Source organism: Niastella populi (genome assembly GCF_002078015.1).
Taxonomy (GTDB): Bacteria; Bacteroidota; Bacteroidia; order Chitinophagales; family Chitinophagaceae; genus Niastella; species Niastella populi.
The window spans coordinates 12,393-34,885 of record NZ_LWBP01000187.1 but is presented as its reverse complement, the minus strand read 5'-3'; the positions used below and the strand labels follow the sequence as shown (position 1 = coordinate 34,885).

21 protein-coding genes and 1 tRNA gene are annotated in these 22,493 nt (G+C 45.8%); 13 read left to right on the top strand and 9 right to left on the bottom strand.

The window, feature by feature from the left end; genetic code table 11:
• Positions 1–133: 133 nt before the first annotated feature.
• From A4R26_RS16525 to A4R26_RS16515, 3 genes are all read right to left on the bottom strand, one after another.
• The gene (locus tag A4R26_RS16525) at positions 134–1,345 is read right to left on the bottom strand and encodes a FecR family protein (protein ID WP_081165034.1); all 1,212 of its coding nucleotides are present in this window, start codon (positions 1,343–1,345) and stop codon (positions 134–136) included.
• A gap of 79 nt (positions 1,346–1,424) precedes the next feature.
• Complete coding sequence (locus tag A4R26_RS16520) at positions 1,425–2,033, bottom strand: RNA polymerase sigma factor (protein ID WP_133054707.1); 609 nt, start codon at positions 2,031–2,033, stop codon at positions 1,425–1,427.
• A 167-nt stretch (positions 2,034–2,200) separates the two neighbouring features.
• Positions 2,201–2,911 carry a hypothetical protein gene (locus A4R26_RS16515; RefSeq protein WP_133054706.1) on the bottom strand — a complete coding sequence of 237 codons (711 nt, stop codon included), beginning with the start codon at positions 2,909–2,911 and terminating at the stop codon, positions 2,201–2,203.
• A 114-nt stretch (positions 2,912–3,025) separates the two neighbouring features.
• On the opposite strand from A4R26_RS16515, the gene A4R26_RS16510 reads away from it, so the two are divergent.
• From A4R26_RS16510 to A4R26_RS16500, 3 genes are all read left to right on the top strand, one after another.
• A complete protein-coding gene (locus tag A4R26_RS16510) occupies positions 3,026–3,763 on the top strand; it encodes a LytR/AlgR family response regulator transcription factor (protein WP_242674931.1) in 738 nt (245 codons plus the stop codon).
• Between the two features lie 3 nt (positions 3,764–3,766).
• Positions 3,767–5,773 carry a tetratricopeptide repeat protein gene (locus A4R26_RS16505; protein ID WP_081165016.1) on the top strand — a complete coding sequence of 669 codons (2,007 nt, stop codon included), beginning with the start codon at positions 3,767–3,769 and terminating at the stop codon, positions 5,771–5,773.
• A gap of 200 nt (positions 5,774–5,973) precedes the next feature.
• Positions 5,974–7,266, top strand: coding sequence for a GH36-type glycosyl hydrolase domain-containing protein (locus A4R26_RS16500; protein ID WP_081165313.1), 1,293 nt, complete (start codon positions 5,974–5,976; stop codon positions 7,264–7,266).
• A gap of 9 nt (positions 7,267–7,275) precedes the next feature.
• Here the strand turns inward: A4R26_RS16500 and A4R26_RS16495 are convergent, their stop codons facing one another.
• Positions 7,276–7,803, bottom strand: a complete 528-nt coding sequence (locus A4R26_RS16495; RefSeq protein ID WP_081165012.1) for a hypothetical protein — start codon at positions 7,801–7,803, stop codon at positions 7,276–7,278.
• A gap of 129 nt (positions 7,804–7,932) precedes the next feature.
• Here A4R26_RS16495 and xth point away from each other — a divergent pair, with 129 nt between their 5' ends.
• On the top strand, positions 7,933–8,709 hold the full coding sequence (xth, locus tag A4R26_RS16490; protein WP_081165007.1) for an exodeoxyribonuclease III: 777 nt from the start codon (positions 7,933–7,935) through the stop codon (positions 8,707–8,709).
• Between the two features lie 78 nt (positions 8,710–8,787).
• On the opposite strand, the gene A4R26_RS16485 is transcribed toward xth, so the two are convergent.
• The gene (locus tag A4R26_RS16485; protein WP_081165002.1) at positions 8,788–9,297 is read right to left on the bottom strand and encodes a DUF6438 domain-containing protein; all 510 of its coding nucleotides are present in this window, start codon (positions 9,295–9,297) and stop codon (positions 8,788–8,790) included.
• A gap of 200 nt (positions 9,298–9,497) precedes the next feature.
• On the opposite strand from A4R26_RS16485, the gene A4R26_RS16480 reads away from it, so the two are divergent.
• The 5 genes from A4R26_RS16480 to A4R26_RS16460 all read left to right on the top strand — a co-directional run bounded on the left by A4R26_RS16480 (position 9,498) and on the right by A4R26_RS16460 (position 15,584).
• Positions 9,498–10,022: a DUF6985 domain-containing protein gene (locus tag A4R26_RS16480; protein ID WP_081164998.1), complete on the top strand. Its 525-nt coding sequence runs from the start codon at positions 9,498–9,500 to the stop codon at positions 10,020–10,022.
• 197 nt (positions 10,023–10,219) lie between these two features.
• On the top strand, positions 10,220–10,753 hold the full coding sequence (locus tag A4R26_RS16475; RefSeq protein ID WP_242674930.1) for an RNA polymerase sigma-70 factor: 534 nt from the start codon (positions 10,220–10,222) through the stop codon (positions 10,751–10,753).
• Positions 10,754–10,811: 58 nt separating this feature from the next.
• A complete protein-coding gene (locus tag A4R26_RS16470) occupies positions 10,812–11,780 on the top strand; it encodes a FecR family protein (protein ID WP_081164989.1) in 969 nt (322 codons plus the stop codon).
• A gap of 298 nt (positions 11,781–12,078) precedes the next feature.
• The gene (locus A4R26_RS16465) at positions 12,079–14,709 is read left to right on the top strand and encodes a TonB-dependent receptor (protein ID WP_081164985.1); all 2,631 of its coding nucleotides are present in this window, start codon (positions 12,079–12,081) and stop codon (positions 14,707–14,709) included.
• 2 nt (positions 14,710–14,711) lie between these two features.
• Positions 14,712–15,584 carry a DUF4249 domain-containing protein gene (locus A4R26_RS16460; protein ID WP_081164981.1) on the top strand — a complete coding sequence of 291 codons (873 nt, stop codon included), beginning with the start codon at positions 14,712–14,714 and terminating at the stop codon, positions 15,582–15,584.
• Positions 15,585–15,888: 304 nt separating this feature from the next.
• Here the strand turns inward: A4R26_RS16460 and A4R26_RS16455 are convergent, their stop codons facing one another.
• The 3 genes from A4R26_RS16455 to A4R26_RS16445 all read right to left on the bottom strand — a co-directional run bounded on the left by A4R26_RS16455 (position 15,889) and on the right by A4R26_RS16445 (position 18,985).
• Positions 15,889–16,662, bottom strand: coding sequence for a hypothetical protein (locus A4R26_RS16455; protein ID WP_081164976.1), 774 nt, complete (start codon positions 16,660–16,662; stop codon positions 15,889–15,891).
• A gap of 273 nt (positions 16,663–16,935) precedes the next feature.
• Positions 16,936–18,138 (bottom strand): hypothetical protein, encoded by a 1,203-nt coding sequence (locus tag A4R26_RS16450; RefSeq protein ID WP_081164971.1) that lies wholly within the window; start codon positions 18,136–18,138, stop codon positions 16,936–16,938.
• Positions 18,139–18,280: 142 nt separating this feature from the next.
• Positions 18,281–18,985 carry an HNH endonuclease gene (locus A4R26_RS16445; protein WP_081164966.1) on the bottom strand — a complete coding sequence of 235 codons (705 nt, stop codon included), beginning with the start codon at positions 18,983–18,985 and terminating at the stop codon, positions 18,281–18,283.
• A 225-nt stretch (positions 18,986–19,210) separates the two neighbouring features.
• On the opposite strand from A4R26_RS16445, the gene A4R26_RS16440 reads away from it, so the two are divergent.
• The 3 genes from A4R26_RS16440 to trxA all read left to right on the top strand — a co-directional run bounded on the left by A4R26_RS16440 (position 19,211) and on the right by trxA (position 21,584).
• The gene (locus tag A4R26_RS16440) at positions 19,211–20,080 is read left to right on the top strand and encodes a helix-turn-helix domain-containing protein (RefSeq protein WP_207625770.1); all 870 of its coding nucleotides are present in this window, start codon (positions 19,211–19,213) and stop codon (positions 20,078–20,080) included.
• Between the two features lie 143 nt (positions 20,081–20,223).
• Positions 20,224–21,207: an alpha/beta hydrolase gene (locus tag A4R26_RS16435; protein WP_107685851.1), complete on the top strand. Its 984-nt coding sequence runs from the start codon at positions 20,224–20,226 to the stop codon at positions 21,205–21,207.
• Positions 21,208–21,284: 77 nt separating this feature from the next.
• Positions 21,285–21,584, top strand: coding sequence for a thioredoxin (gene trxA / locus A4R26_RS16430; RefSeq protein ID WP_081164958.1), 300 nt, complete (start codon positions 21,285–21,287; stop codon positions 21,582–21,584).
• Here trxA and A4R26_RS16425 read toward each other — a convergent pair.
• Positions 21,581–22,078: a DUF1028 domain-containing protein gene (locus A4R26_RS16425; RefSeq protein WP_081165310.1), complete on the bottom strand. Its 498-nt coding sequence runs from the start codon at positions 22,076–22,078 to the stop codon at positions 21,581–21,583. The two genes, trxA and A4R26_RS16425, sit on opposite strands and share 4 nt — an antisense overlap.
• 258 nt (positions 22,079–22,336) lie before the next feature.
• Between A4R26_RS16425 and A4R26_RS16420 the strand changes: the two genes are divergently transcribed.
• A tRNA-Pro gene (locus A4R26_RS16420) sits at positions 22,337–22,413 on the top strand.
• The last annotated feature ends 80 nt before the right edge of the window (positions 22,414–22,493 follow it).

Below are 22,493 nucleotides of genomic sequence, written 5' to 3'. Positions count from 1 at the left end.
TACTGTATTTTGTATTTGCTTTTGGCTTTCAGCTTTAGGCTTTGAGCTGTATTCCGCTTGCAGCTTGAAGCCTGAAGCTTGCAGCTGTATTCTGTATTCGCTTTCAGCTTTCAGCTTTTGGCTTTAGGCTTTCTTACGGCATTACAATCAGCCTGCGGCCTTCTACGCGAAAATGCACTTCCATATCCTGCAGCGATTTCAATAAACCCGACAGGCTTACATCGTTGCTCATTTTACCGCCGAACTTTATATCGGGAATACCTTTTTCGTACACTACTTCTATATCGTACCAGCGCTCGAGTTGGCGCATCACTTCTTCCAGGCTGGCATCTTCGAAATTGAACAGGCCTTTTTTCCAGGCAACGGCTTTATCAACATCTGCATTCGAGATCGTTTTTACCGGCGCATTGGTGATGGTATTGCTGATCTGCGCCTGCTGGCCGGGTTCTAAAATAACAGCATGGCCATCGGCGGCGGCGCTGCCTGATCTTACTTTCAAACTTCCTTCAACCAATGTGGTTTTGATGGCAGTTTCGTTAGCGTAGGCGTTCACATTGAATTCGGTACCCAGTACCTGCAGTTCGGCGCCGTGGGGAATGGTTACGATAAAGGGTTTTGTTTTGTCATGGGCCACTTCGAAATACACCTCGCCTGTTACCTCCACGCGGCGTTCGCCGGTTGCAAACACGGTAGGATACCGCAGCGAACTGGCAGCATTCAACCAGGCCCTGGAGCCATCGGGCAGAATGAGCTGGAACTGGCGGCCCCTCGGTGTTGTAAGGTTATTATATACCGCGGTGGCAGCGCCGGCCGGCATATTGTACGCCAGGGAGCCGTTTTTCAGTACCACCTCGGTGCCGTTCTCGGTAGCAACCACGCCGTTCCCAAGGCTGTCGAGCACTACCTGCCGGCCGTTGGCGAGGGTTAAAATGGCGCCATCGCGACCCGGGAGAATTTCTGCCGGTGTCTCCACCTTAGTAACCGGTGCGGCATTCTCAGGCCTGTACATTTTAAAATACCACCAGGCGCCCGCAACCAATAAAGTAATGGCAGCAACTGCCGTCCACCGGCGCCAGGTATGCAGACGGCGCACAGGGGCAACCGCACGGGCGGCAGTTTGTTGCCTGATCTTCGACCAAATAATAGTTTCGTTGTTCTGCGTTTCTTCCCATTCATACAAAAGCACGAGTTGCCTCAATTGCTCTTCGTCATTAATGGAAGCAAACAGGCGGCTGTTACGTTCAGATCGGGCAAGCCATTCATTCAATTGCTCCTGTTCGGGGCCGGATAAGCTGCCCTGCAGGTGCTTTAATAACAGATCGGAAAGCTGGTCAATGGTTATCATATGTTAACACTACAATTGTGCAGTGCAAACCAACCAGTGGAATATGAAGTTTTTTTTATTTTTTTTAAAGCAGGCAGCGTCAGAGGAAATCTTTGTATCGGAGCACCATCAGCAGCGGAATCAGCAGTACGTCTTTACCCAGTGCGGCCTGCAGCAGCTTCACCGCCGTAACCCGTTGATTGATGACGGTTTGCGGTTTTATCTGCAGCCGTTCCGCAATTGCTGCGGGCTTCAGTCCTTCGCGGTAGGAAAGCAAAAAGATGGCTTTCATGCGCGGGGGCAGTTTATCAACTTCGGCATAAATGCGGCGCACGAGCTGCAGTTGAACCTGCTCTTCGAAGAAATCGCCCTGCTCGCGTTCATTGAGCTGGCGCAGCAGATCGTCGCGGCGGCTGGCTTTCATTTGCCGGTGTTTTAGCAGGTTATAGCATTTATTGCGAACGGTAACGTATAAAAAGGCAGCCACGGCATCGAGGGTGGGAAAACTGTCGTTTTGCTGCCAGAGCTGAACAAAGGATTCAGCGGTAAGGTCCTGTGCCTCCTCGGTTTCTTCAACAAATTTGCGGGCAAACCAGAAAACCCGTCTGTACATGAGCCGGTACACGGTTGTAAAAGCTTCTTCACTACCGGCACGGAACTGTTGCATCAATACAACTTCATCTGGTATTTCATTCTCTGTCAACTCCACTGTGCGGAAAATCCTGTTAAAGGGGTATTACAGGTGCCTGCAAGATAATACAATTTAGAAGAAGGCATCATATATGGCCGGGCCGGATGGCAGGAAAGTGCCATTCAATACCTGAAAGGGCCTGCCCCGCCAGACAGGCCCTTCGAATGATAAAAAGGAACGGATCATTAACGGTCTTTATAACCGTTGTTATCGGGTTTTCCATCGTTATCGGTATCGATACCTGTAACTTTTACAATTACTTTCAAATACCCGGTAGCTCCGCTGGTACCAACATGATCTACCACCAGAATGAGCGCCTGCAATTGCCGGTTGTCCATATTCAGCTTAACCGCAAACACTTTCGCTGTCAGTTTTACCCCACCGGCCGATACGTAATTGCCGCTGAAATTTTTGGCGCCCTGAACAGCAGCGGCCAACTGGCTGTTGGTTGAAATATTATAAAATTCGGCTGCGGTAAGATTGGTGGGTGAGATCTCGCTTTCGTTAATGGCAGACCAGGTAGTAACCGGATTTTCAGTACTGTTCGAGCCCCACATGGCATTTGCCCCGGCCCCGCTTCTTGAATAAGTTGGCGTCATGAGATAATAAGCATCCTGTCCGTCATTGGGCGCCAGGAATATAAGATCGATGCTTTTCGGGTGCGCTTTGGCATCAGTATAATTTCTGGCTTTGCCACCGATGAGGTCCATAAAACATCCCTTTTGCAGGTTATACTGATTGCCTGCTTCCATATAGCTGCTTCCGGGGTTGGTATTGAAGGCTATAACAGGTTCAAATACCTGCACATCGCTCTTCGGTTTATCGTCCTTGTCTTTTTTACAGGAAATAAAGATTACCGCAACCAGCGCAGCTGCCACTAAATGTCGTGTTTTCATGATTGTTTTTTGCAAACCTATCTTACTCGCTCCGCTGTAAAAACCCATAACCGATAAACGACATTTTATATAGATCAACGACAGCAGCAAGGCGGAAAATGCGGAAAATTCGTTATGTTTGAAGTCATTATGTCACTCGCACCTCCCTATAAGTGCATTATAGCCGACGATGATGAAGTGGACAGACTGACAACGCTTTCGTTTGTCAGGAAATATCCCTTTTTAGAGATTGCAGGTGTGTATGCCTCATCCGAAGCGGCGCTGGCTGAAATAAAAAACACGCCGGTACAGGTATTGTTCCTCGATATCGATATGCCCGGCCTGAATGGCCTTGACCTCCGCCGGCAGCTATTACAAACGCCGGCATGTATTTTCATCACTGCTTTTCCCGATTATGCGGTTGAAGGATTTGAACTGGCGGCGCTCGACTTCCTGGTGAAACCGGTAAAAGCGGAACGCTTTGCACACACCATGAACCGGCTGCAGGATTATTTAGAGGTTAAACACAAAGCGGCATTGTTCGAATGCAGTATTGGCGGTGATACCATCTTTATAAAAGAAGGGCATGTGCAAATTAAGATAAAGCTACACGAGATCGTATACCTCGAAGCGTTAAAGGATTATACCCAGGTGGTAACCACCACTAAAAAATACTGCGTGCTTTATACGTTGGGCAACCTGCTAAAAGAAGCTGCCTTTAACTCATTCATCCGTATACACCGTAGTTATGCTGTTCAAAAACATTTTATTGACCGGGTTTCGGTAAACCAGGTATTGTTACATACAGCCATTTCGCTTCCGGTAGGCCGCAGTTACAAAGAAAGCCTCGAAGAACTGATAACGAAAAACTGATCCATGAAAAGGTTTGTGCTTATTTTCCTTATTCTATCGGGGTTCACAACCCACGCCCAGGACCAGGCATATATAGATTCCCTGCTGGTACAACTTGGAAATGCAAAAGAAGACACCTTCAAAACCAGGCTGCTTTTCAGAATAACCGAAAGTTATACGCCAGTCGATCCCAACGAAGCCATGCGGTATGCTGAACTTGGAATGGAACATGCGAAAAAAATGAAATGGAAAAAAGGGATCGCGGCCTTTCATATTTCAATCGGAAACAATTTAAGCAATAAAGGTAATTATGAACAGGCGCTTGAACATTATCAACAGGCGCTGGCGCTTAACATAGAAATTGAAAACAGCAAAGGCAGGGTAACGGCGCTGCTGAATATAGGGGCGGTATACTTTGACCAACGCGATTACACCAGGGCCACGGAACACTATTTTCGATCGCTGAAAATTGCGGAAGTCATCGATGACAGTTCACTCATTGCATTGAACTATGTGAATATTGCCAAAGTATACTTTGGACAAAGTAATTTTTCGAAAGCATTGAATTATGGCAATAAAGCGCTTCAATTGTACGAAACACTACCCGACGAATTGGGCATGGCAACGGCGCTGGAAGTCATTGGCAACATCTATAACGGGCAGAAAGACTTCGAAAAAGCTGAGGAGCGCTACTTAAAGGCATTAAAAATTTATGAAGATGCAGGGAATTTATTGAATATAGCTGTCATGTATTCGCAATTGGGCGTGGCCAGCTCAACCAACTACAGAAAAGCGATAACCTATGAACTGAAAGCACAGGCTATCTGGGATACCTTAAGCCCCGCCTACCCTATTGCCATTACGAATACAGGAAACCTTGGCGTGGCTTATTTAGATATTGCCCGGTATGATACGTTACATAAAGTACAACGTGATCTTTTAATTCCCGATAACAAACAGGCTCTTTTACAAAAAGCCGGAACATATCTCCGCAGGGCGATCGCCCTTGGTAATGAAACCGGTGACAAAGAGAATGCGGCGTATTTCACCGGGGTATTGGCTGAAGCGCATTTTGAAATGGGCAGGTATAAAGAAGCCTATTCGAATTTAAAAACATACCACCACCTGTACGATTCCATTTTTTCGCAGGAAAATAAAAACAACATCGCTGCTATAGAAGGCGAACGCGAACTGGCCATAAAAGATAAGGAGATCGCGATCGGTAAACTGGCACTTGACAACCAAAAAAAACAACGTCTGTTCCTGATAGCCTGTATTTGTTTATTGATTATTATTGGAGCTTTGCTATATCTTCAAAACCGCACCCGCAAAAAGACCAACACCACTTTATTAATGTTGAACAACCGGTTGGATGAAGCCAATAAAATAAAAACAAAATTCTTCAGTATCCTCAGCCATGACCTGCGCAGCCCTGTTTCCAACCTTATCAATTTTTTGCACCTGCAACGGGAAGCGCCCGACCTGGTGGATAAACAAACAGCCGAAACCTATACACAAAAAATTACCGGCGCTGCCGAGCACCTGCTTGAAACCATGGAAGGCCTGCTGCTCTGGTGCAAAGGACAAATGGAGAACTTCAAACCACAAATAAAGAAGGTGCCGGTAAGCGAGTTGTTTGCCGATATCGAAAAACATTTTGGCGCCACGAAGGGCGTGCATCTTTCATTCCATTATTCACCTGACCTGTATGTTAGTACCGATGAGCATTATCTAAAGACCATTATGCGCAATTTAACGGGTAATGCCATAAAGGCCGTTGAGAATAGGAACAATGCTGCCATAGAATGGAAAGCCTGGGAGAAGGATGGCAACAAATACCTGTCTGTAACTGATAATGGCTCCGGCGCTACCCCACAGCAACTGGAAGCATTGTTCAATGAGTCGTCGCCGGTAGGTATAAAGAACGGCCTGGGACTTCATTTGGTAAGGGACCTGGCAAAAACCATTGCCTGCAATATTTCAGTAAATACGGCGCCGGGAAAGGGAACCGCTTTTCAGCTGGCGATGTAAATACCACAACCTGTATAAAACGGCTGGCCCGCCCTTGGTTTCGGCACCCATGTAAACACATACACCTCCCAAACCCGAAATACTAAAATTGCACAAAATTTTGATTTTCAAATCATAATTTACACCAAAGCTTCCATCCCTAATTATAATTGGCCGGCAGGCAACAAATTTGTAACTATGTACATACATTAATGATCATCATGAACTGCAGAACGGTTACGCTCGCTTTTTGCCTGCTGCTTACAGGCAGTACATTATCTTTTGGCCAACAGCAAAATATACCGCCCGACATTTTAACCATGGCGGGCCAGGTAACCACCATGGCCGAAGCACTGATAAAAAAAGGCTTCAATGCCGGCGATGGGTATGGCGAGGTTTGGATCAGGGACTTCAACACGTTTATGGATGTGGCCTGTAAAGTGCACGACAAAACCGCCATCAGGAAAAGCCTTCTCACGTTTATAATGTTTCAGCAGGCCGATGGCGCTATCCTCGACGGGTATGTGCCCAAACCGAAAAACACGGGCGCAGGTTACAATTATTATTATACACCCCTTGCTCCCGAATACGCCGGGCATAAGAATACCGTGGAAACCGACCAGGAAACATCGCTTGTACAGGCTATTGCCAAATACATCGGTAATACCGGCGACAGTTCCATCCTTAAGGAGACCATTGCCGGTAAAACAGTTCAACAACGCCTGGAGCAGGCTTTGCAGTTCCTGATGAAGAAACGTTTCAATGCAAAATATGGATTGCTCTGGGGCGCCACCACAGCCGACTGGGGCGATGTTCAACCTGAACATGACTGGGGCGTTGAATTGAACGCCGATACGCATAAGGCAATTGACATTTACGATAACGCTATGTTTGTGATCGCCATCGACGATTACCTCAAATTCCCGGGCATCGCCAGCAGCAGCCGGCAATACTGGACAAAGACCCGCAACAGGATCAAAAAGAATATTCAAACGCATTTATGGGATGCAGGCAGGCAAAAATACCGGCCGCATATATACCTGAACGGATCCCCCTTTCCCCCATCGTTCAACGAAGCGGAAGTGTATTATCACGGCGGAACAACCGTTGCCATCGAGGCCGGCCTGTTAAACAAAGAACAGGTGGAACAGGCGTATCGTAAAATGCAGGAAAACGTACAAAACGCCAAAGCCGCCACTATCGGGCTCACCTTATACCCGGTTTACCCTGCAGGTTCATTCAAGAACAAAGGCATGGGCCCCTACTCTTACCAAAACGGCGGCGACTGGACCTGGTTCGGCGGAAGAATGGTAACGCAACTGGTGAAATACGACCTGATGGAAGAGGCGCGCATAGCGCTTGAACCCATGCTGACGCGGGTGATCAAAAACAACGGTTTTTACGAATGGTATACCCCGGCCAACGAACCCAAAGGATCTTCCAGCTTCAAAGGCGAAGCCGGTGTGTTGTGGACCGCGATAGCGGCTTTTAAAGAAAAATTTGAGTTCAGGTAGTTATTGAGTTTATTTTCTTCTAATTGTTTTTACAATATCGATCACCTCCTGGTGCCGTGAGCGGTTGTAAGATACGTCGAGGGCGTGTTTGTATGCGCCATTGTCTTTCCAGTACAGGCGGGCATAGGCATCATTGTCACTGGTAAAATAAAGAACGCCGGTGAGCAGATTCCCATTACAAAAAGTTGCTTTTTGATCCAGTTTAATTGAACTTCCTGCCGATCCGTAATTGATAAAGTCGGGGAAAGAAGCCGGTAAGCCGCCGAACCCATAACACTCCATGCTATTGCAATAAATATAACTGAAACGAACCGAGTTGTCGTCCCGTTTTACATCATAAACGATTCCTTCGTAACCCTGTTGTTTGGTCACGGAATAATTATCAGGAAACTGAATGGTGTAATTAGATTTGAGATCGGTTGTGGTCCAGCCGGCATTTTGAGAGGTCAGGATGCAGTTATCATTATTGCTACCGTCAACACTGCGTTTGCACGAAACGATCAACAGCACAAAAAATAAACATTGGATCTTAAACATAGCAAAGGTTTACATGTTGACCCTTTAATAGTTAAGAACGTTGCCTGAACAAAAAGTTTTAACGATCAGGCATTTGGGGGATGGTTACATTTTACATAATTACTATATTCGGGTTCACACACATATACCATGAAAATAGCTACCTATAATGTGAATGGAATAACCAGCCGGTTACCCGTATTGCTTCGCTGGTTAAAAGAAAGCGCACCGGATGTGGCCTGTTTACAGGAACTGAAAGCGCCGCAGGAGAAATTTCCCGAACAGGCAATTGCAGACGCGGGGTATCACGCCATCTGGCATGGACAAAAAAGCTGGAATGGCGTAGCTATACTATCAAAATACGGACAACCACAGGAAACACAAAGAGGGCTCCCCGGCGACCCTGAGGACGTTCATAGCCGTTATATAGAAGCCACTATAAAAGATATAACCATTGGCTGCCTGTATTTGCCCAATGGCAACCCTGCTCCCGGTCCAAAGTTCGATTACAAACTGGCGTGGTTCGAGCGGCTTACGCAACATGCCGCCGGATTATTGAAACAAAACCGCCCCGTTATATTAACCGGTGATTACAATGTGATGCCCACAGAAAAAGACGTATATAAACCCGAACGCTGGGTGAATGATGCGTTGTTCCGTCCGGAAACGCGTGCAGCATTTAAAAAGCTCGTCGATCAGGGCTGGACAGACGCCATCAGGAAATTGTACCCCGACGAGATCATTTATACTTTCTTCGATTATTTCAGAAATGCTTACGAGCGGAATGCCGGACTGCGCATCGATCATTTTTTATTGAATCCTGAGATCGGGGGCCGCTTATTGGCCGCCGGCGTCGACCGCGAGGTACGCGGCTGGGAAAAAACAAGCGATCATTGCCCGGTTTGGATTGAGGTAAAGGAAGGTTAGCAAACAGCCTTATAAACGAAATGGTTCTCCAAAGGCATAAAAGATACGCTTTTAGAGAACCATTTTTATTGAAGCCTCCTAATTTTCCAACTCTTTCACTTCAGTTGTTCTTTCAAGTCCTTTATCGTTACCGATTGACTTTAACAACGTGATCAGTTCGCTGGCGTTGGGCGATGGTCTTTCAGATTTCAGGTATTTTCTTTTGCCGTTGTAGTAAATAATAATGGTAGTTTCAGGTACATCAGCAATACCTACGGGCGTAAACTCGAGGCTGTCGAGGTTACTTTTCTTTAACACCTCTATCAGCCTGTTGTTTTGATCGGCGCTCAATACACCTTTGAAACGGCCGCTATTGGCAGCATCTACTTCGCTTTTAGTTTTATAAAATTCACGGCTAACGTAAATGTTTTTGTTGCTATCGATCTCGAGGTCGATACTGGGACAAGTGCCATTGCAACGGCTCAAATGATAAACGATCTTCGATAATTTAAATTCATCAGCGGTTTTCGTATTGCCGCCAGATTGTGATTTGCAGGAAAAAAGCACCACCGCAGCCATGATCGCCGCGGAAAACGTAAGTCTTTTCATTGTAGTTTTTGTGTTTCAGCAGGTAATTCTACCCAATTTAAAAATCCCGCGAGTATACGGCATTTTAAATGAAACTACAACTTCTCCGCAGATAATTAACTGTTACCACACTCATAAGGAATGAGCTTATATATCACTATAATTGATATATCATTAAAAAATATGAATTTCTTTACTTAGCAAGACCAACAATCGGTATTATGATGGAGTTCATATTCGACACCCTACATATCGCCACTATCGAACTGAACCAGTTAACCCAAAAGGAAACGGAAAATGTTTTTGGCTCAAGGACAGAGCAGCTTAGAAAAAAAGGACTGGTTGACGTAGTTTTTTTCAATGCAGCGGGCCGTGATTACACCACTGACCCCACTGCTGAACAGTTGAATGCAATCGCCTACATAAAAGAAAACCAGCAGGAGATCATCAACAGCCTGTATAACTACACAAAAAACGTTTTGTACCCCGAACACATGCAATTCATCGATGTCGATGAAATTTCATTTCCCATTATCCAGGGGCCGCATGAACTGTACAAGACGCTGGGTATAAGAACAATTTATGTTTTCCCCCAAAACAAAGAAGGTATTGCATACGTAATGGCCGACTTTGAATTCACCGGCGACTTCGAGCACGGAGTGCATATCGCTTTTCATAAATCACGGATCCTGGGTTGGGATGCTGCTCCTAACGACGAAAAAATCAATGAGGACCTGGCGCGCTAAACCCCCTTCGACCGTATGCTAACCCATAACATATACCAACGTACATTTTAGCATATTTATGCATGAGATATATCATACATAGATCGGTTATGCTGCCTGGCGGCGTCTATTGGATGTATTTTAACAAGTGTTTTATTACCTTCAGCCCCATTTGTTAACCCGTTATGCCGCCAAACAATCTGCAACATTTATCCGACATGGAACTCTGGCTGATCATTACTGACGGCAATGTACCGGCCTACAGCGAGTTATATGAACGCTTCTGGGAATCGCTTTTTGAAACAGCTTACTGGCATTTATACGATAAAGCTGCTGCCAAGGATATTGTGCAGGAAGTTTTCGTGTATTGCTGGCAGAAAAAAGAACAAATACAGATCAACGAATCTGTAGCCGCCTACTTTCGCACCGCCGTACGCTTTAAAGTGCTGAACTACCTGAAATCGGAAACAGCCCGCGAAAAATACCAGTTACTGGCGGGCCGCGCCCTGCCCAACATCACCTGCAATACCGGCGAACACATGGCAATGGCCGATCTGCAGGCCAGCTACCGCCGCGAATTGGAGCGCCTTCCCGAAAAAATGCGGGAAGTATTTATTGATAGCCGCGATCATGGCCTATCAATAGATGAGATTGCGCAAAAACGGGCCATTTCGCCGCAAACGGTTAAAAACCAGTTGTCGGCCGCCCTGAAGAAACTGCGCGAAGGGCTGGGCAACTTTTTTATGGAATAATTTTTCTTCCGCATAGTACTCCACCATTTCGAGCATTGTCTAATAAATGTATGAACACATGAACAAGCCAGAACAATCAATAATAACCTCCTTACTGGAAAAGCATGCCCTCGGCATTTGTACACGGGAAGAAATGGCACTGCTGGAACAATGGTATGCCGCATTTCCCGGGGACGAACAGGTATGGCGCAATGATGGGGAGAAAGCGGAAATGAAGGCAGCGTTAAAGGCTGGCATCTTCGATGTAATAGCAGAAAAGAAAGTATATCCCATATCACAAGCCAGGGTAAAACACCCGGGCAGGATCTGGTGGCAGGCAGCAGCGGTGGCGGCGGTTCTGGTAGTGGCTTTTTCGATATATAACATATACGGTCACAAAAAAGAACCGGGTTATGTTATTGTATCGGCCCCGGCAGGCAAAAGCATCGTAAAACAGGCATTACCCGACCACTCAGCCATATGGCTTGAACCGGGTACTACCCTACGGTACCGAAACGACTATGGGAATGGCGGCCGGGTAATTGAACTGGCGGAGGGTATGGCATATTTCGCCGTACAAAAAAATGCCAGTCAACCGTTTCTTGTAAAAACGCCCGGCGGTGTGCAAACAAAGGTGCTCGGCACCGAGTTTACCGTAAAAGCATACGCGCAGTCAAAAGAAGTACAGGTAATGGTTAGTTCCGGCATCGTAGAAGTATCTGACAGCACCGGCGTACTGGGCATCCTAAAAGCCGATCAGCAGCTCAGTTACGGCCAGGAGGCACATAGCACCAAACGAACGGAAGGTAAATTGGAAGACTGGCGTACAGGCGACATTGTTTTAAAGAACGCATCGTTTGCAGAAATAGCCCGCATTTTAGAAAAGCGTTATGGTTTGCACGTAGTATTCAATACCGCCAGCGTGGCCTCCATGCGTTTTACGCTCCGCATCGGCAACAATACAACAGCGGCAGAGCTGCTGGAAACGCTGAAAGACATTAGCGGGCTGGCGTATACGCTCAGCGACAACAGGGTTACCATACACTAACACGAACGGCAAACGGGAAAACCTCAGCGCGGCCTACGTCGGCAATCGGCAATTCGCCTTCGCAAGGCTACGGCGAACAAGTCGGCATCCGAAGCGTAAGCGACCGCGTGCCGCCATAGCTTTAGCGGTGGCGCAAGGCGGGGACAATTGGCAAAATAATTTTGGCGGCGCAAGGGCGTAATGAAAACCGAACAATCGCGAGGCCACTTACCATTGACCATTCACCACTGACCATTCACGATAAACAGCCGTTGCAAATGCGGCCCGGGACACCTATGCCTTTACTTAAACATATTCTATGCGATATTTTTATTCTCTCTTTCTTTTACTAACGATGGGGCTAACGACAAATGCGCAGCAAACGAACCGCCCGGTCAGTATCAGCATTCCCGCCACTTCGCTGGAAACCGCGCTGAAACTGCTCGAGCAGGAAAGCCATGTTCCCATATCCTATGAACTTACCCGTGTAAAGGGTATACGGGTAAAAGCCCGGGTTTACAAAAACGTGCCGCTGCAAACCATTATAAAGGAATTGCTGGAAGGCACACCGCTTGACATCAAAGAAAAAAGCGGTAATATCCTCATCATTGCACGCCCGCGTTCAGGCAAAACGCTCAGCGGTTTTGTGGAAGATGCCGTCAGCGGTGAAAAACTCATCGGGGTATCGCTGGTGGCGCCGCAGTACCAGGCAGGCACCGTCACCAATAATTACGGATTTTACAGTATTACGGTACCGGGCGACTCATTACATATACAAATTTCCTTCACCGGTTATCAGCGGATCGATACGGTGATACAACTAAGCGGCCATACACACATCAACTTCAAAATGCCAATGGCCGGCACGCAACTGGAAGAAGTAACAGTAAGCAGCACCCGTACCGCCCGCATACAGCAAACCTCGCAAATGAGCAGCATCAACCTGCCGGTAACCCAGGTGCGTTCCATGCCCCGTTTACTGGGCGAACCCGATCTGCTAAAGACCCTGCAATTGCTGCCAGGGGTTAAACAGGGTACGGAAGCAACCAGCGCATTACTCGTTCGCGGCGGTACACCCGACCAAAACCTGATACTGCTGGATGGCGCGCCATTATATAACCCCATGCACCTGATGGGCATTTTCTCCACGTTCAATACAAGCGTGTTAAAGGATGTAACATTATACAAAGGCGCGTTTCCCTCGCGCTATGGCGGCAGGCTTTCATCGGTTATAGATATTTCAACAAAGGATGGCAATATGCATGAGCTGCACGGCGACTTTTCCGTCGGTTTGCTTTCCACCCAACTAACGCTGGAAGGCCCCCTGCAAAAAGGGAAAACATCATTTGTTGTGTCGGCCCGCCGCTCCTATCCCGATCTTATAGCAGGCCCCATCGCAAAAAATGCACCGGATGGACCGGAGAAATTCAATCTGTTCTTTTATGATCTCAACGCCAAAATACATCACCAGATCTCCGATAAAGACAAATTGTACCTGTCATTCTATACGGGTAAAGACAAACTCAGGATCCTGGAGCAATACGCGGTTGCTACCGATCCGCCTGTAGATAATTATAATATTTCAGACCTGTATATAAAATGGGGAAATGTAACAGGCACCATGCGATGGAACCACATCTTCACGCCCAGGCTATTTGCCAATACCATGCTCATCGGCAGCAGCTATAAGTTCAATACCGGTTTTTATTCGAAAGACAAGTATGATCAGGATGTGAATACCAACACGCTGAAATTGAACTCCGGCATACAGGATTATGGCATCAAAACGGATCTCGATTACCGCCCCGCACCCGCACATGCGATAAAAACAGGCGCCGCTTACATGTATCGGATCTTTACCCCGGGCACCGTACGTATGAGGCAGACCAGCGGCAATTCGGTAACGTTAGATTCGCTGAACAATAACCGCAATATCAATGCATCGGAAATAGACCTGTATGCGGAAGACGACTGGGAGATCACCCGCCGCCTGAAATTGAATGCGGGTTTGCACTGGAGCGCATTTGCCGTGCAGGGTCAATTTTATAATTCGCTGCAGCCCCGCGCCAGTATGCGTTATTTGCTGCCGGGCGACTGGGGCCTGAAAGCATCCTATACCCGCATGACCCAATACATTCATCTGCTGGCCTACAATTCCATTTCATTGCCGACAGACCTGTGGGTGCCGGCTACAAAAAAAGTGGCGCCGCAACAGGCAGACCAATATGCACTTGGTATTGCCCGCAACCTGTTCCGGAATAAATATGAATTTTCGGTTGAAGTGTATTACAAGAAAATGCACCACGTGATAGAATATAAAGAAGGGGCCGATTACCTCACCAATAGCAAAGGCGATACCTGGCAGGAACAGGTAGCCGCCGGAACCGGCGAATCATATGGCCTGGAAGTATTGCTGCAAAAGAAAACCGGTAAACTTACCGGCTGGCTGGGTTATACCTGGGCCACCGCCAACCGGAATATTCCTGAAGTAAACTATGGCCGTACATTTCCGTACAAATACGACCGCCGCCACGATCTTCATGTGGTGGCCGTTTATAAACCACGAAAAAACATCGAACTCTCCGGTAGCTGGACGTACCAGTCGGCTATGCCCTTCACGATTCCTGTAGCGCGGTACGAAGCAACGGATGGGCCCGTAACATCCGACGCGCCGCCGGTATATTGGGCAACAAATGTAGACTACATCAACAGCCGGAACAATGTAAGGATCCAGCCGTACCACCGCCTCGATCTTGGTATCAGCTTTATTAAACATAAAAAGAATGGCAACATACGCACCTGGAATATCAGCGTGCTGAACGTATACAACAGGATGAACCCGTTCTTCTATTACCTGAAACAATATTCCGCAACCAGCGCCAGTGCGCAGCTCACCGGAACAACCATTGTGCCGCTCCTTCCAGGTTTTTCATATAGCTTAAAATTCTAACCATGCACGCAAGACATTTACTTATTATACTGATCACATTAACGATCACCGGATGCGAAAAGATCTACGACATCCCCATTCCCGAAGAATCGAACAAAATGGTGCTGAACCTGATCATGAACAAAGACAGTATCATGATGGCGCGGGTAACCCTCTCCGGCCGCATGAATGGCCTACAGGACATGCAGGAAATCCCGAACGCAAAAGTAAGGCTGTTTGAAAATGGCACCTTCAAAGAAACGCTTGAACCTTTCAACAGTTCCTTCCGCACATATTATCGCAGCAATACCGTTCCCCGGGCGGGCGCAACCTACCGGGTAACGGCTGCCGCGCCCGGATATCCCGAAGTATCGGGCAGTGACCAGATACCCGATACCGTGCAGGTTGGCGAAATAAAAATGACTGTTGCGCAGATCAACAGCTGGCAGGCCAAAGCAACCGTCAGCGTTCAGTTACACGATGACCCGGCTGTACAGAACTATTATCGTGTTCGGCTATACCTGATCCGCGAGTGGGTAGATGCCAATGGCAATGGCGGCAGGCAGAAAATAGAACAGTATTTTGAAGTGGAAGAAGCCAACCTGTCGCTCTTCACCGATGCAACAAGTAATAATTTTTTCACAACGGATGCATTGTTCAATGGCCGCAGTCCGCGCTTTATCTTCAGGGCCAATACCGACGGTGCGTTTAAAAAGATGCTGGTTGAAATAACCTCACTTAGCCAAAACAGCTACAATTACCTGAACAGCACTTTCATGGCGCAGGAAAAAAATGAAGATGGATTTTCAGAGAAAGTGATCGTATTTAACAACATACAGAATGGCTTCGGCATCGTAGGCGGTGTGGCGCAAAGGGAGTATTTGTTGGTGAGGTAGACGTATTTTCAATAACCTTTTCCCTGGTCATTTATCGAGCCGGGGTTTACCACGCTGATGAAATTCCTTTTAATGCTTAACTATCATAAACCTATTTCCCCGGGTTGAATGTCAGGAACGATACCGAAACCGGAATTTTTGGAAAACTTCATATTATGTTTGAAATTTTTCATTGATTCCGATGGATCAATAGTGTCAAAGTTTAGCTTATCGAGCGTAAACCTGGGAATTGCTATGGATAGGATCGTTTGTTGTTCAAGATGCCCTGTGGTAGAATTTACCAGTTCACTGGTTACATGAATTATTACAATTCAAGTGGTAAAAAGGAAAATATTTCTCTTGCAATTCTAAGTGCGCAGCTACAGATATAATCCTGGTACAATTCATAATATTTTTGAACCGGCATCTTCTTTTTAGATACTTTACCCGAAGCTGTTTGAGATAATATAAAATCCGGAATTACAGTAATACCGTTGGCGGCGAGCGTAACAATTGCATATTTCTTTTGAAAAGCAATATTCAGCCCGCTCCCTAATTCTTTAACATCTTCAAAAGGAGCAAGCTCCTCAATTACCTTTTTGTAAGCTTCGACATCGGCGGCCAGAACGCCTTTTGCAAGGGCTGTATTCTCCTGCCATGCGAGATAATCAAGATTATGCTGCTCCACCTCTTTTTCATATATTTTTTTATCCAGGGCCGGAGCTGCAGCAACCAATGCTTCCAGTTTTTTGATCTTAGATTTTGACGAGCCAAACAACTTGTCAAAAAAGGACGGTTTGTAACTATCTAATTTTTTTGTTGCACTACTTCGATGCTCATCTTTAAGCACTGGCTTTTCAGGCGCCGGATCATTCATTATATTCTGCCAGTTCAATGTTTCACTGGAATCCTTATGTGTAGATGATATTAATTCAATATAATCATTGTATTCCTGAACCGCCCGTTGTCCATTTTCAAATTCCTCCTGCTTTAACATCGCTTTATACTGCTTTGCAGCAAGACTTGCACGACGGTGCTCCTCCCTTTCTATCTTTCTTGCATATGCGACAACAGATCTTACGTTTCCTTTCCAGCCCATATAAAACAGCTTTTAATTAGATTTTATCCTTAACGGATAAGATCACAAATATATTTCGGATCAAAAAACAGGTGCTCTTATGTTCGAGCAACTTTCAAACGAATTAATATACAATACAATTGAGTAAAGAATTAATTTCTTGACCAAAGTCAACACCAGGCAATGTATACAATACGCATTCCCTAAACGCCTTACAATATTTCCGCCAAAATAAATTGGGTTAAAAAACGGTATTATCAATGTGAGTTATGATAGTATACGCGAAGAAATATTTCAAAACTTCTTCAGATCAAACTCAACTTTTGCATTCTTCTGTTTGGTTGAAGAAATAAACACTTCATATCGGTTGCCCGGCGTGGTAATGGCCATCACCGAAGTGTTCGGCGGAATGGAGCCCAGGTTTTCCGCCACCATGATCAGTTCATGATGCGGCGCCGATTCATTTATTTCAATAGTAAGCGAGATAGGTTTTTCGGAAAGCCGCATATGCGATCTTATCAACTTATTATTGTGGTAGATGCTGATGGTATCGCCGTCGATATCACCATTATCATAACAATTGATCTGTATTACGCCCGCCCCGGTTTCAATTTTCTTCACCAATGCATTTTCCCGGTTTTTTAAAACCAATGGCGGCGGAGCTATTATTCCGGGTGGATGTTTTACAATTTCAATTTGTTTGGTAATGGGATCCGGTTTGGGTTTTATTACCGGGGTTGACTGAACTTTCTTTTTCGGTGCAGTTGTAACTTTTGCAACCGGTTTCGGTGTGGTCACGCGTTTGGGCGTTACCTGTTTTTTTTGAGTGGCAACGGGTTTCGGAATAACTTTTACACATTCCCTGAATGTGATATCATCCAGTGCAAAGTCGTTACCACAGCCGCCGGGCGCGTTATCGGCCATGATCAATCGCAAAGTAGATGTAGAAGCAGGAGTTGTAAAATAAGCCAGGTGCTGGCCCCAAACAGGTTCCGGAACCCTCGGCAGATCTTTGGTAACGATCGAAGCAACGGTCTTTCCATCAGGTGTTAGCAACCGGATATTAAGGCTCGGTAATAAGATCGACGGACATTTCCTGGTAGGCCTGCAAAGGTTCATAACCCATAACCCCAGTTCATACGTTGTATTGCTCTTTAACCCGGTAATGGCGATGTCTAAAAATACACCGCCATACGGCGCGGCATTAACCAGTAACATATTACCATTGTTATCACCGGCGGTATGGTCGGCCGTGATGGTATGCCAGTCATCATGAAAACATTCGCTGGTGAAGGAGGCAAAAGCAAAATGCCCGTCGGTTGGACAATAACCATACACCCGCTTGTAGTTGGTAAGCACCCCGCTATTGGGGTCACGCACATTACCCGAACCGAAGTGGATGGTAAACCGGGAAGGTTTAAAAATACAACCGCCTGGTTGAGCTTTCAATTCAAAAGCCAGGAAAAGAAAAAGCAATATAAAGCCAGGCTTCTTCAAGTCACATACACTTTACCATTAATATACCGAAAAAAAAAGAGGATCCCGGCAATGATGGTATGAAAGGTAAAATGGTGGGACGGAGCGGGACAATTGGAAAAGCTCGTTAACCTCGTGCGGGCGTATACAAGGTGGAAGTAATCTATTTCTTCAACCTTGAAACCTTTTTATAAATTTCATTATTGAACGATTCCTTATCTTTTGACAAATGTGATCTTCTGTGACAATTGGGACAAAGCGCTATTGTATTTTCAATAGTATCAGGCCCTCCTAGCGCCATGGGTATCATATGATGTACTTCCAAAAAGGGATATTCATCAGGAAGAAAAAAAGGAGCATCCGATCCACAAGCTTCACATTTACCATTGGCTTTTTCCAACACCCAAGCTCTTACCGCAGGATCTCGATAATAAACGGTAATAGTCGTTTCTGTCTTTTGGGGCTTAGGTTGCCCAGTTGGCCTAACGATTAAATTAATTTTTCTCCTAAGCTGTTTTGTTCTTTGTTTCAATTTATCATCCTCTGGCGTAGGCTCATAATTGTCATCGATAATAAATTTATTCCGTTCCAAAGATCTTAAGATAGATGCGGTGGTATTTGTGCCAATGTTTTTAGCGGGTTTATAACCCTTAATATACGGCAGTCCCAGGTCGTACAAAACATACGAGATATTTTGCATACGAAATTCAAAAGACCCTTCCGATCTTCCTTTTAAAACGCCAGCCAGGGCCTGTTTTCTATGCTCGGATTTTTTATATGGAATCCCGTTCTTTTCCTTTGATAGCATTTCCAAATAAACCTTTACAGAGGCATCCAATTCTGCATCGGTCCAAGTTTCATTCGCCATGATCGCAAATTTGCATTCTCATCTAAACGACAAAAACGAAAATTACTGTCATAGACTAAGAAAAAATACTTATCCATTTTTCAAAAATTACAGGTAATCCATTAATGACAACTTCGGGCGATCCATGGCATAAGTGGTTCCCAACTACGCAATAAATTTCAAAAACATACCAATTTTATTCACCTTTGGCATAACGGCATTAGTTACTTTCAAACTGGTGAAAGCATGGATAAACCAATGTATGTTTTTGAATCTATTTACAAAAAACTGGGACTGCAATTCGTAGATCAGCAGACCATGCAGGAGATCGAAACCGGTAAATACAAGCCCTATATCAAAGTGTTGTATTTGCCTGTCGGCTATACCGTTACGATCGATTTCAGACAATTTGTAACCGACACCCCAAGCCTGTTCTTTATTAACAGCAACCAGCATTTGAGCATCGATAAACCGGGCGCACACGAAGGTTATCTGATCCATTATAACCGGGATTTCTATTGCGTACAGATCCATGATGTGGAAGTAGCTTGTGACGGACTGCTTTTCAACAACCTGCAAAATATGCCGATGACCAGGCTGAACGGGGATAACAGTTCAATCGTTGACAATATATTCAGATCGATAAAGGAAGAATTGAGAACAGTACAGGCGCAGCAGGAAGAGATGCTGCGGATCTACCTGAAACAACTTATCATCTTTGCCACCAGGTTGTGGAGCGCCCAGCAATTAGGTGATCTCACAAATGCACCCGACCCCGATACGGGCTTTTTTCGCCGGTTCAGCCTGCTGGTAGAAACCCACTATAAGGAAAAGCATGCAGTGGCAGACTATGCCGGAATAATGGGAATGGCTCCCAAAACGCTTACACAAAAACTCAGAAGAATGAACCTGGCCCACCCCAATGAAGTGATAAAAGACCGCATCATATTGGAAGCGAAACGCCTGCTCATTCACACCGCCATGAGTGCTAAACAAATAGCATACCACCTCGGGTATGATGATCCCGCCTATTTTAACAGACTGTTCACTTCCAAAACCGGTGAAAACACCTCGGATTTCAGGAAAAAATACAACAAGGGAAAAATGTACAATTAATGTAACCATTTGTGCATTCCCCAGGGGCCTGTATGCGTGTAGCTTTGTGTTATCAATTTAAAACAAACACACAAGGTTATATGAAACGCTATTCCTTAAAACAGGCACTTTTTATTTTTTCACTTCTAATAAACACATTTGTTATGGCACAGCAAAGACAATTTAAAGGCGAAAATGATCCGCAGATCTTTACCGAAACCCGCACTTTTCTTCAGGCACTGAATTCGGGCGACGGCAAACCTTTAGAACAGCTAAGTGTGGCCGACGCCCGCCAGGTGTTGATCGGAGCGCAAAAATCGGTACAGGTTGACTATTCCGGCATTGAAGAAACAGAAAGAGTGATCAGCCAGAATGGCCTCAAAGTAAATATTCATATCACCAGGCCTAAAGGCGCGCAGGAAAATGCGCCGGTATTTATTTTCATCCACGGCGGAGGCTGGGTTTTGGGCGACTACCCTACCCACAGAAGGCTCGTCAGGGACCTGGTAGTTGGTTCCGGAGCGGTAGCGGTATTTCCTGATTATACGCCTTCGCCCGAAGCTAAATTTCCTGTTGCCATCAATGAGATCTACGCTGCAACACAATGGGTGGCGGAGCATGGAAAAGAAATAGGCGTTGATGGTAAAAACCTGGCTGTTGCCGGCAACAGCGTTGGAGGCAACATGGCTGCCGCTACCGCTTTGATGGCAAAGAACAACAAAGGCCCGCATATTAAACTGCAGGTGCTGTTATGGCCCGTTACTGATGCTAACTTTGAAACGACATCGTATAATGAATTCAGCGAAGGCAGGTTCCTTACAAAGAATATGATGAAATGGTTTTGGGACAATTACCTTCCCGACCACGGCAAACGCAACGAGATCTATGCATCCCCGTTACAGGCATCTGTTGAACAATTAAAAGGATTGCCACCAGCCCTGGTACAAACTGCAGAAAATGACGTATTGCGTGATGAAGGAGAAGCCTATGCCCGGAAACTGAATGAAGCAGGTGTACAGGTAACACTCACCAGGTATGCCGGACAAATACATGACTATGGTTTGTTGAACCCCCTGGCCAACGTTCCATCGGTACAAACAGCTTTATTGCAGGCGGCAGCGGTAATTAAGAACGCACTCGCCCACTAATAAAATCAGGCCGGTTCGTTTTGAGCCGGCCTGTTCTTTGCAAAAAAATAAATAAATTAGTATTTCAAACATGGGTTATGAAAGAGCGTTTTAGTGATATATTACATGACAGCAAGCCTGTATTGGTAGATTTTTTTGCAGAATGGTGTGGCCCCTGTAAAGTGCAGGCGCCGGTGCTAAAAGAAGTAAAATCAGATATAGGCGACCAGGTTCGGATCATCAAGATTGATGTAGACCGGTCGCCGGCAGTTGCCCAACAATATTCGGTCAGCGGAGTGCCGACCCTGATCCTGTTCCTAAATGGGCAGCCGGTATGGCGGCAATCAGGCGTTGCTACGAAAAAGCAGCTGGTAGATGTGATACGGCAACATATTTAACAGGCATAATTGTGCAGGAAATCATTTCTACCTTTTTGCACAGCTGCTAAGATCAGTTCCAGTTCATTTTCATTTGTCAACGTATTGCCCTGCACGGAAACACCGTTTGCGGTCAATGACCTGTTATAGCTTTTCGTAGCGTTTCCGGTGTAAGTACGCGGGTTGTCAAAATATTTAACTGTAACCACTGCATATTGTTGCTTTTCGGGGTCAAAAGCCGGATCCCTCAGCGTAAGGATTATTAGTTCAGGTGAAGCTTCGGCAAGGATCATTTCAATGCCTTTGTCCCGGGCCTCGTTGTTACTCATGGCCTGAACAATAACGGCACCCATTCCCGGTACAATTTCTCCGATGCCATAACAATTGTAGGAACAGGAAGCACCCGCGATACCAATTTCTTTTGTTTCCGGATCAATCATAATAATGGACCAGGTTGCAAACGCTTTATAATGTAAAAAGAGCATGACCCCAAAAACAAGAATGGTATTTTTCATGATGCCGGTTGAATGTTTTATCAAATATACAGGGCCCGGAAATGGGATCGCCAAATGAAATGCCATTAGGAAGGAACGCCAGGAAAATCATGTAATTTGTGGTGTAATTCTGAATTATTTATATTTGATCCCCGAAAATGAGAATTCCGGGCAGTAGCGCAGTTCCAGGGAAATCAATGCGACGCAGGCGCATTCAATTTTCCGGATCCCGACCAGTGAGTTGGGACAGGACAAGCGGACAGCCAAAAGAATGTATTTCGGGCAGTAGCGCAGCCCGGTAGCGCACTACGTTCGGGACGTAGGGGTCGCTGGTTCGAATCCAGTCTGCCCGACCATAAAAAATGAACCCTTCAGATCGTTGGATTTGAAGGGTTTTTTAATTTGAATAATTCGTTATTCATTTAATGTTAAAGCT

What these genes read in the sequence shown, in the direction of transcription:
- trxA (WP_081164958.1), top strand. Translation starts at nt 21,285, where the DNA reads ATGAAAGAGCGTTTTAGTGATATATTACATGACAGCAAGCCTGTATTG.
- A4R26_RS16465 (WP_081164985.1), top strand. Translation starts at nt 12,079, where the DNA reads ATGCGATATTTTTATTCTCTCTTTCTTTTACTAACGATGGGGCTAACG.
- A4R26_RS16525 (WP_081165034.1), bottom strand. Translation starts at nt 1,345, where the DNA reads ATGATAACCATTGACCAGCTTTCCGATCTGTTATTAAAGCACCTGCAG.
- A4R26_RS16480 (WP_081164998.1), top strand. Translation starts at nt 9,498, where the DNA reads ATGATGGAGTTCATATTCGACACCCTACATATCGCCACTATCGAACTG.
- A4R26_RS16510 (WP_242674931.1), top strand. Translation starts at nt 3,026, where the DNA reads ATGTTTGAAGTCATTATGTCACTCGCACCTCCCTATAAGTGCATTATA.
- A4R26_RS16515 (WP_133054706.1), bottom strand. Translation starts at nt 2,911, where the DNA reads ATGAAAACACGACATTTAGTGGCAGCTGCGCTGGTTGCGGTAATCTTT.
- A4R26_RS16505 (WP_081165016.1), top strand. Translation starts at nt 3,767, where the DNA reads ATGAAAAGGTTTGTGCTTATTTTCCTTATTCTATCGGGGTTCACAACC.
- A4R26_RS16485 (WP_081165002.1), bottom strand. Translation starts at nt 9,297, where the DNA reads ATGAAAAGACTTACGTTTTCCGCGGCGATCATGGCTGCGGTGGTGCTT.
- A4R26_RS16455 (WP_081164976.1), bottom strand. Translation starts at nt 16,662, where the DNA reads ATGGGCTGGAAAGGAAACGTAAGATCTGTTGTCGCATATGCAAGAAAG.
- A4R26_RS16470 (WP_081164989.1), top strand. Translation starts at nt 10,812, where the DNA reads ATGAACAAGCCAGAACAATCAATAATAACCTCCTTACTGGAAAAGCAT.
- A4R26_RS16495 (WP_081165012.1), bottom strand. Translation starts at nt 7,803, where the DNA reads ATGTTTAAGATCCAATGTTTATTTTTTGTGCTGTTGATCGTTTCGTGC.
- A4R26_RS16425 (WP_081165310.1), bottom strand. Translation starts at nt 22,078, where the DNA reads ATGAAAAATACCATTCTTGTTTTTGGGGTCATGCTCTTTTTACATTAT.
- A4R26_RS16460 (WP_081164981.1), top strand. Translation starts at nt 14,712, where the DNA reads ATGCACGCAAGACATTTACTTATTATACTGATCACATTAACGATCACC.
- A4R26_RS16435 (WP_107685851.1), top strand. Translation starts at nt 20,224, where the DNA reads ATGGCACAGCAAAGACAATTTAAAGGCGAAAATGATCCGCAGATCTTT.
- A4R26_RS16475 (WP_242674930.1), top strand. Translation starts at nt 10,220, where the DNA reads ATGGAACTCTGGCTGATCATTACTGACGGCAATGTACCGGCCTACAGC.
- A4R26_RS16445 (WP_081164966.1), bottom strand. Translation starts at nt 18,985, where the DNA reads ATGGCGAATGAAACTTGGACCGATGCAGAATTGGATGCCTCTGTAAAG.
- xth (WP_081165007.1), top strand. Translation starts at nt 7,933, where the DNA reads ATGAAAATAGCTACCTATAATGTGAATGGAATAACCAGCCGGTTACCC.
- A4R26_RS16440 (WP_207625770.1), top strand. Translation starts at nt 19,211, where the DNA reads ATGGATAAACCAATGTATGTTTTTGAATCTATTTACAAAAAACTGGGA.
- A4R26_RS16500 (WP_081165313.1), top strand. Translation starts at nt 5,974, where the DNA reads ATGAACTGCAGAACGGTTACGCTCGCTTTTTGCCTGCTGCTTACAGGC.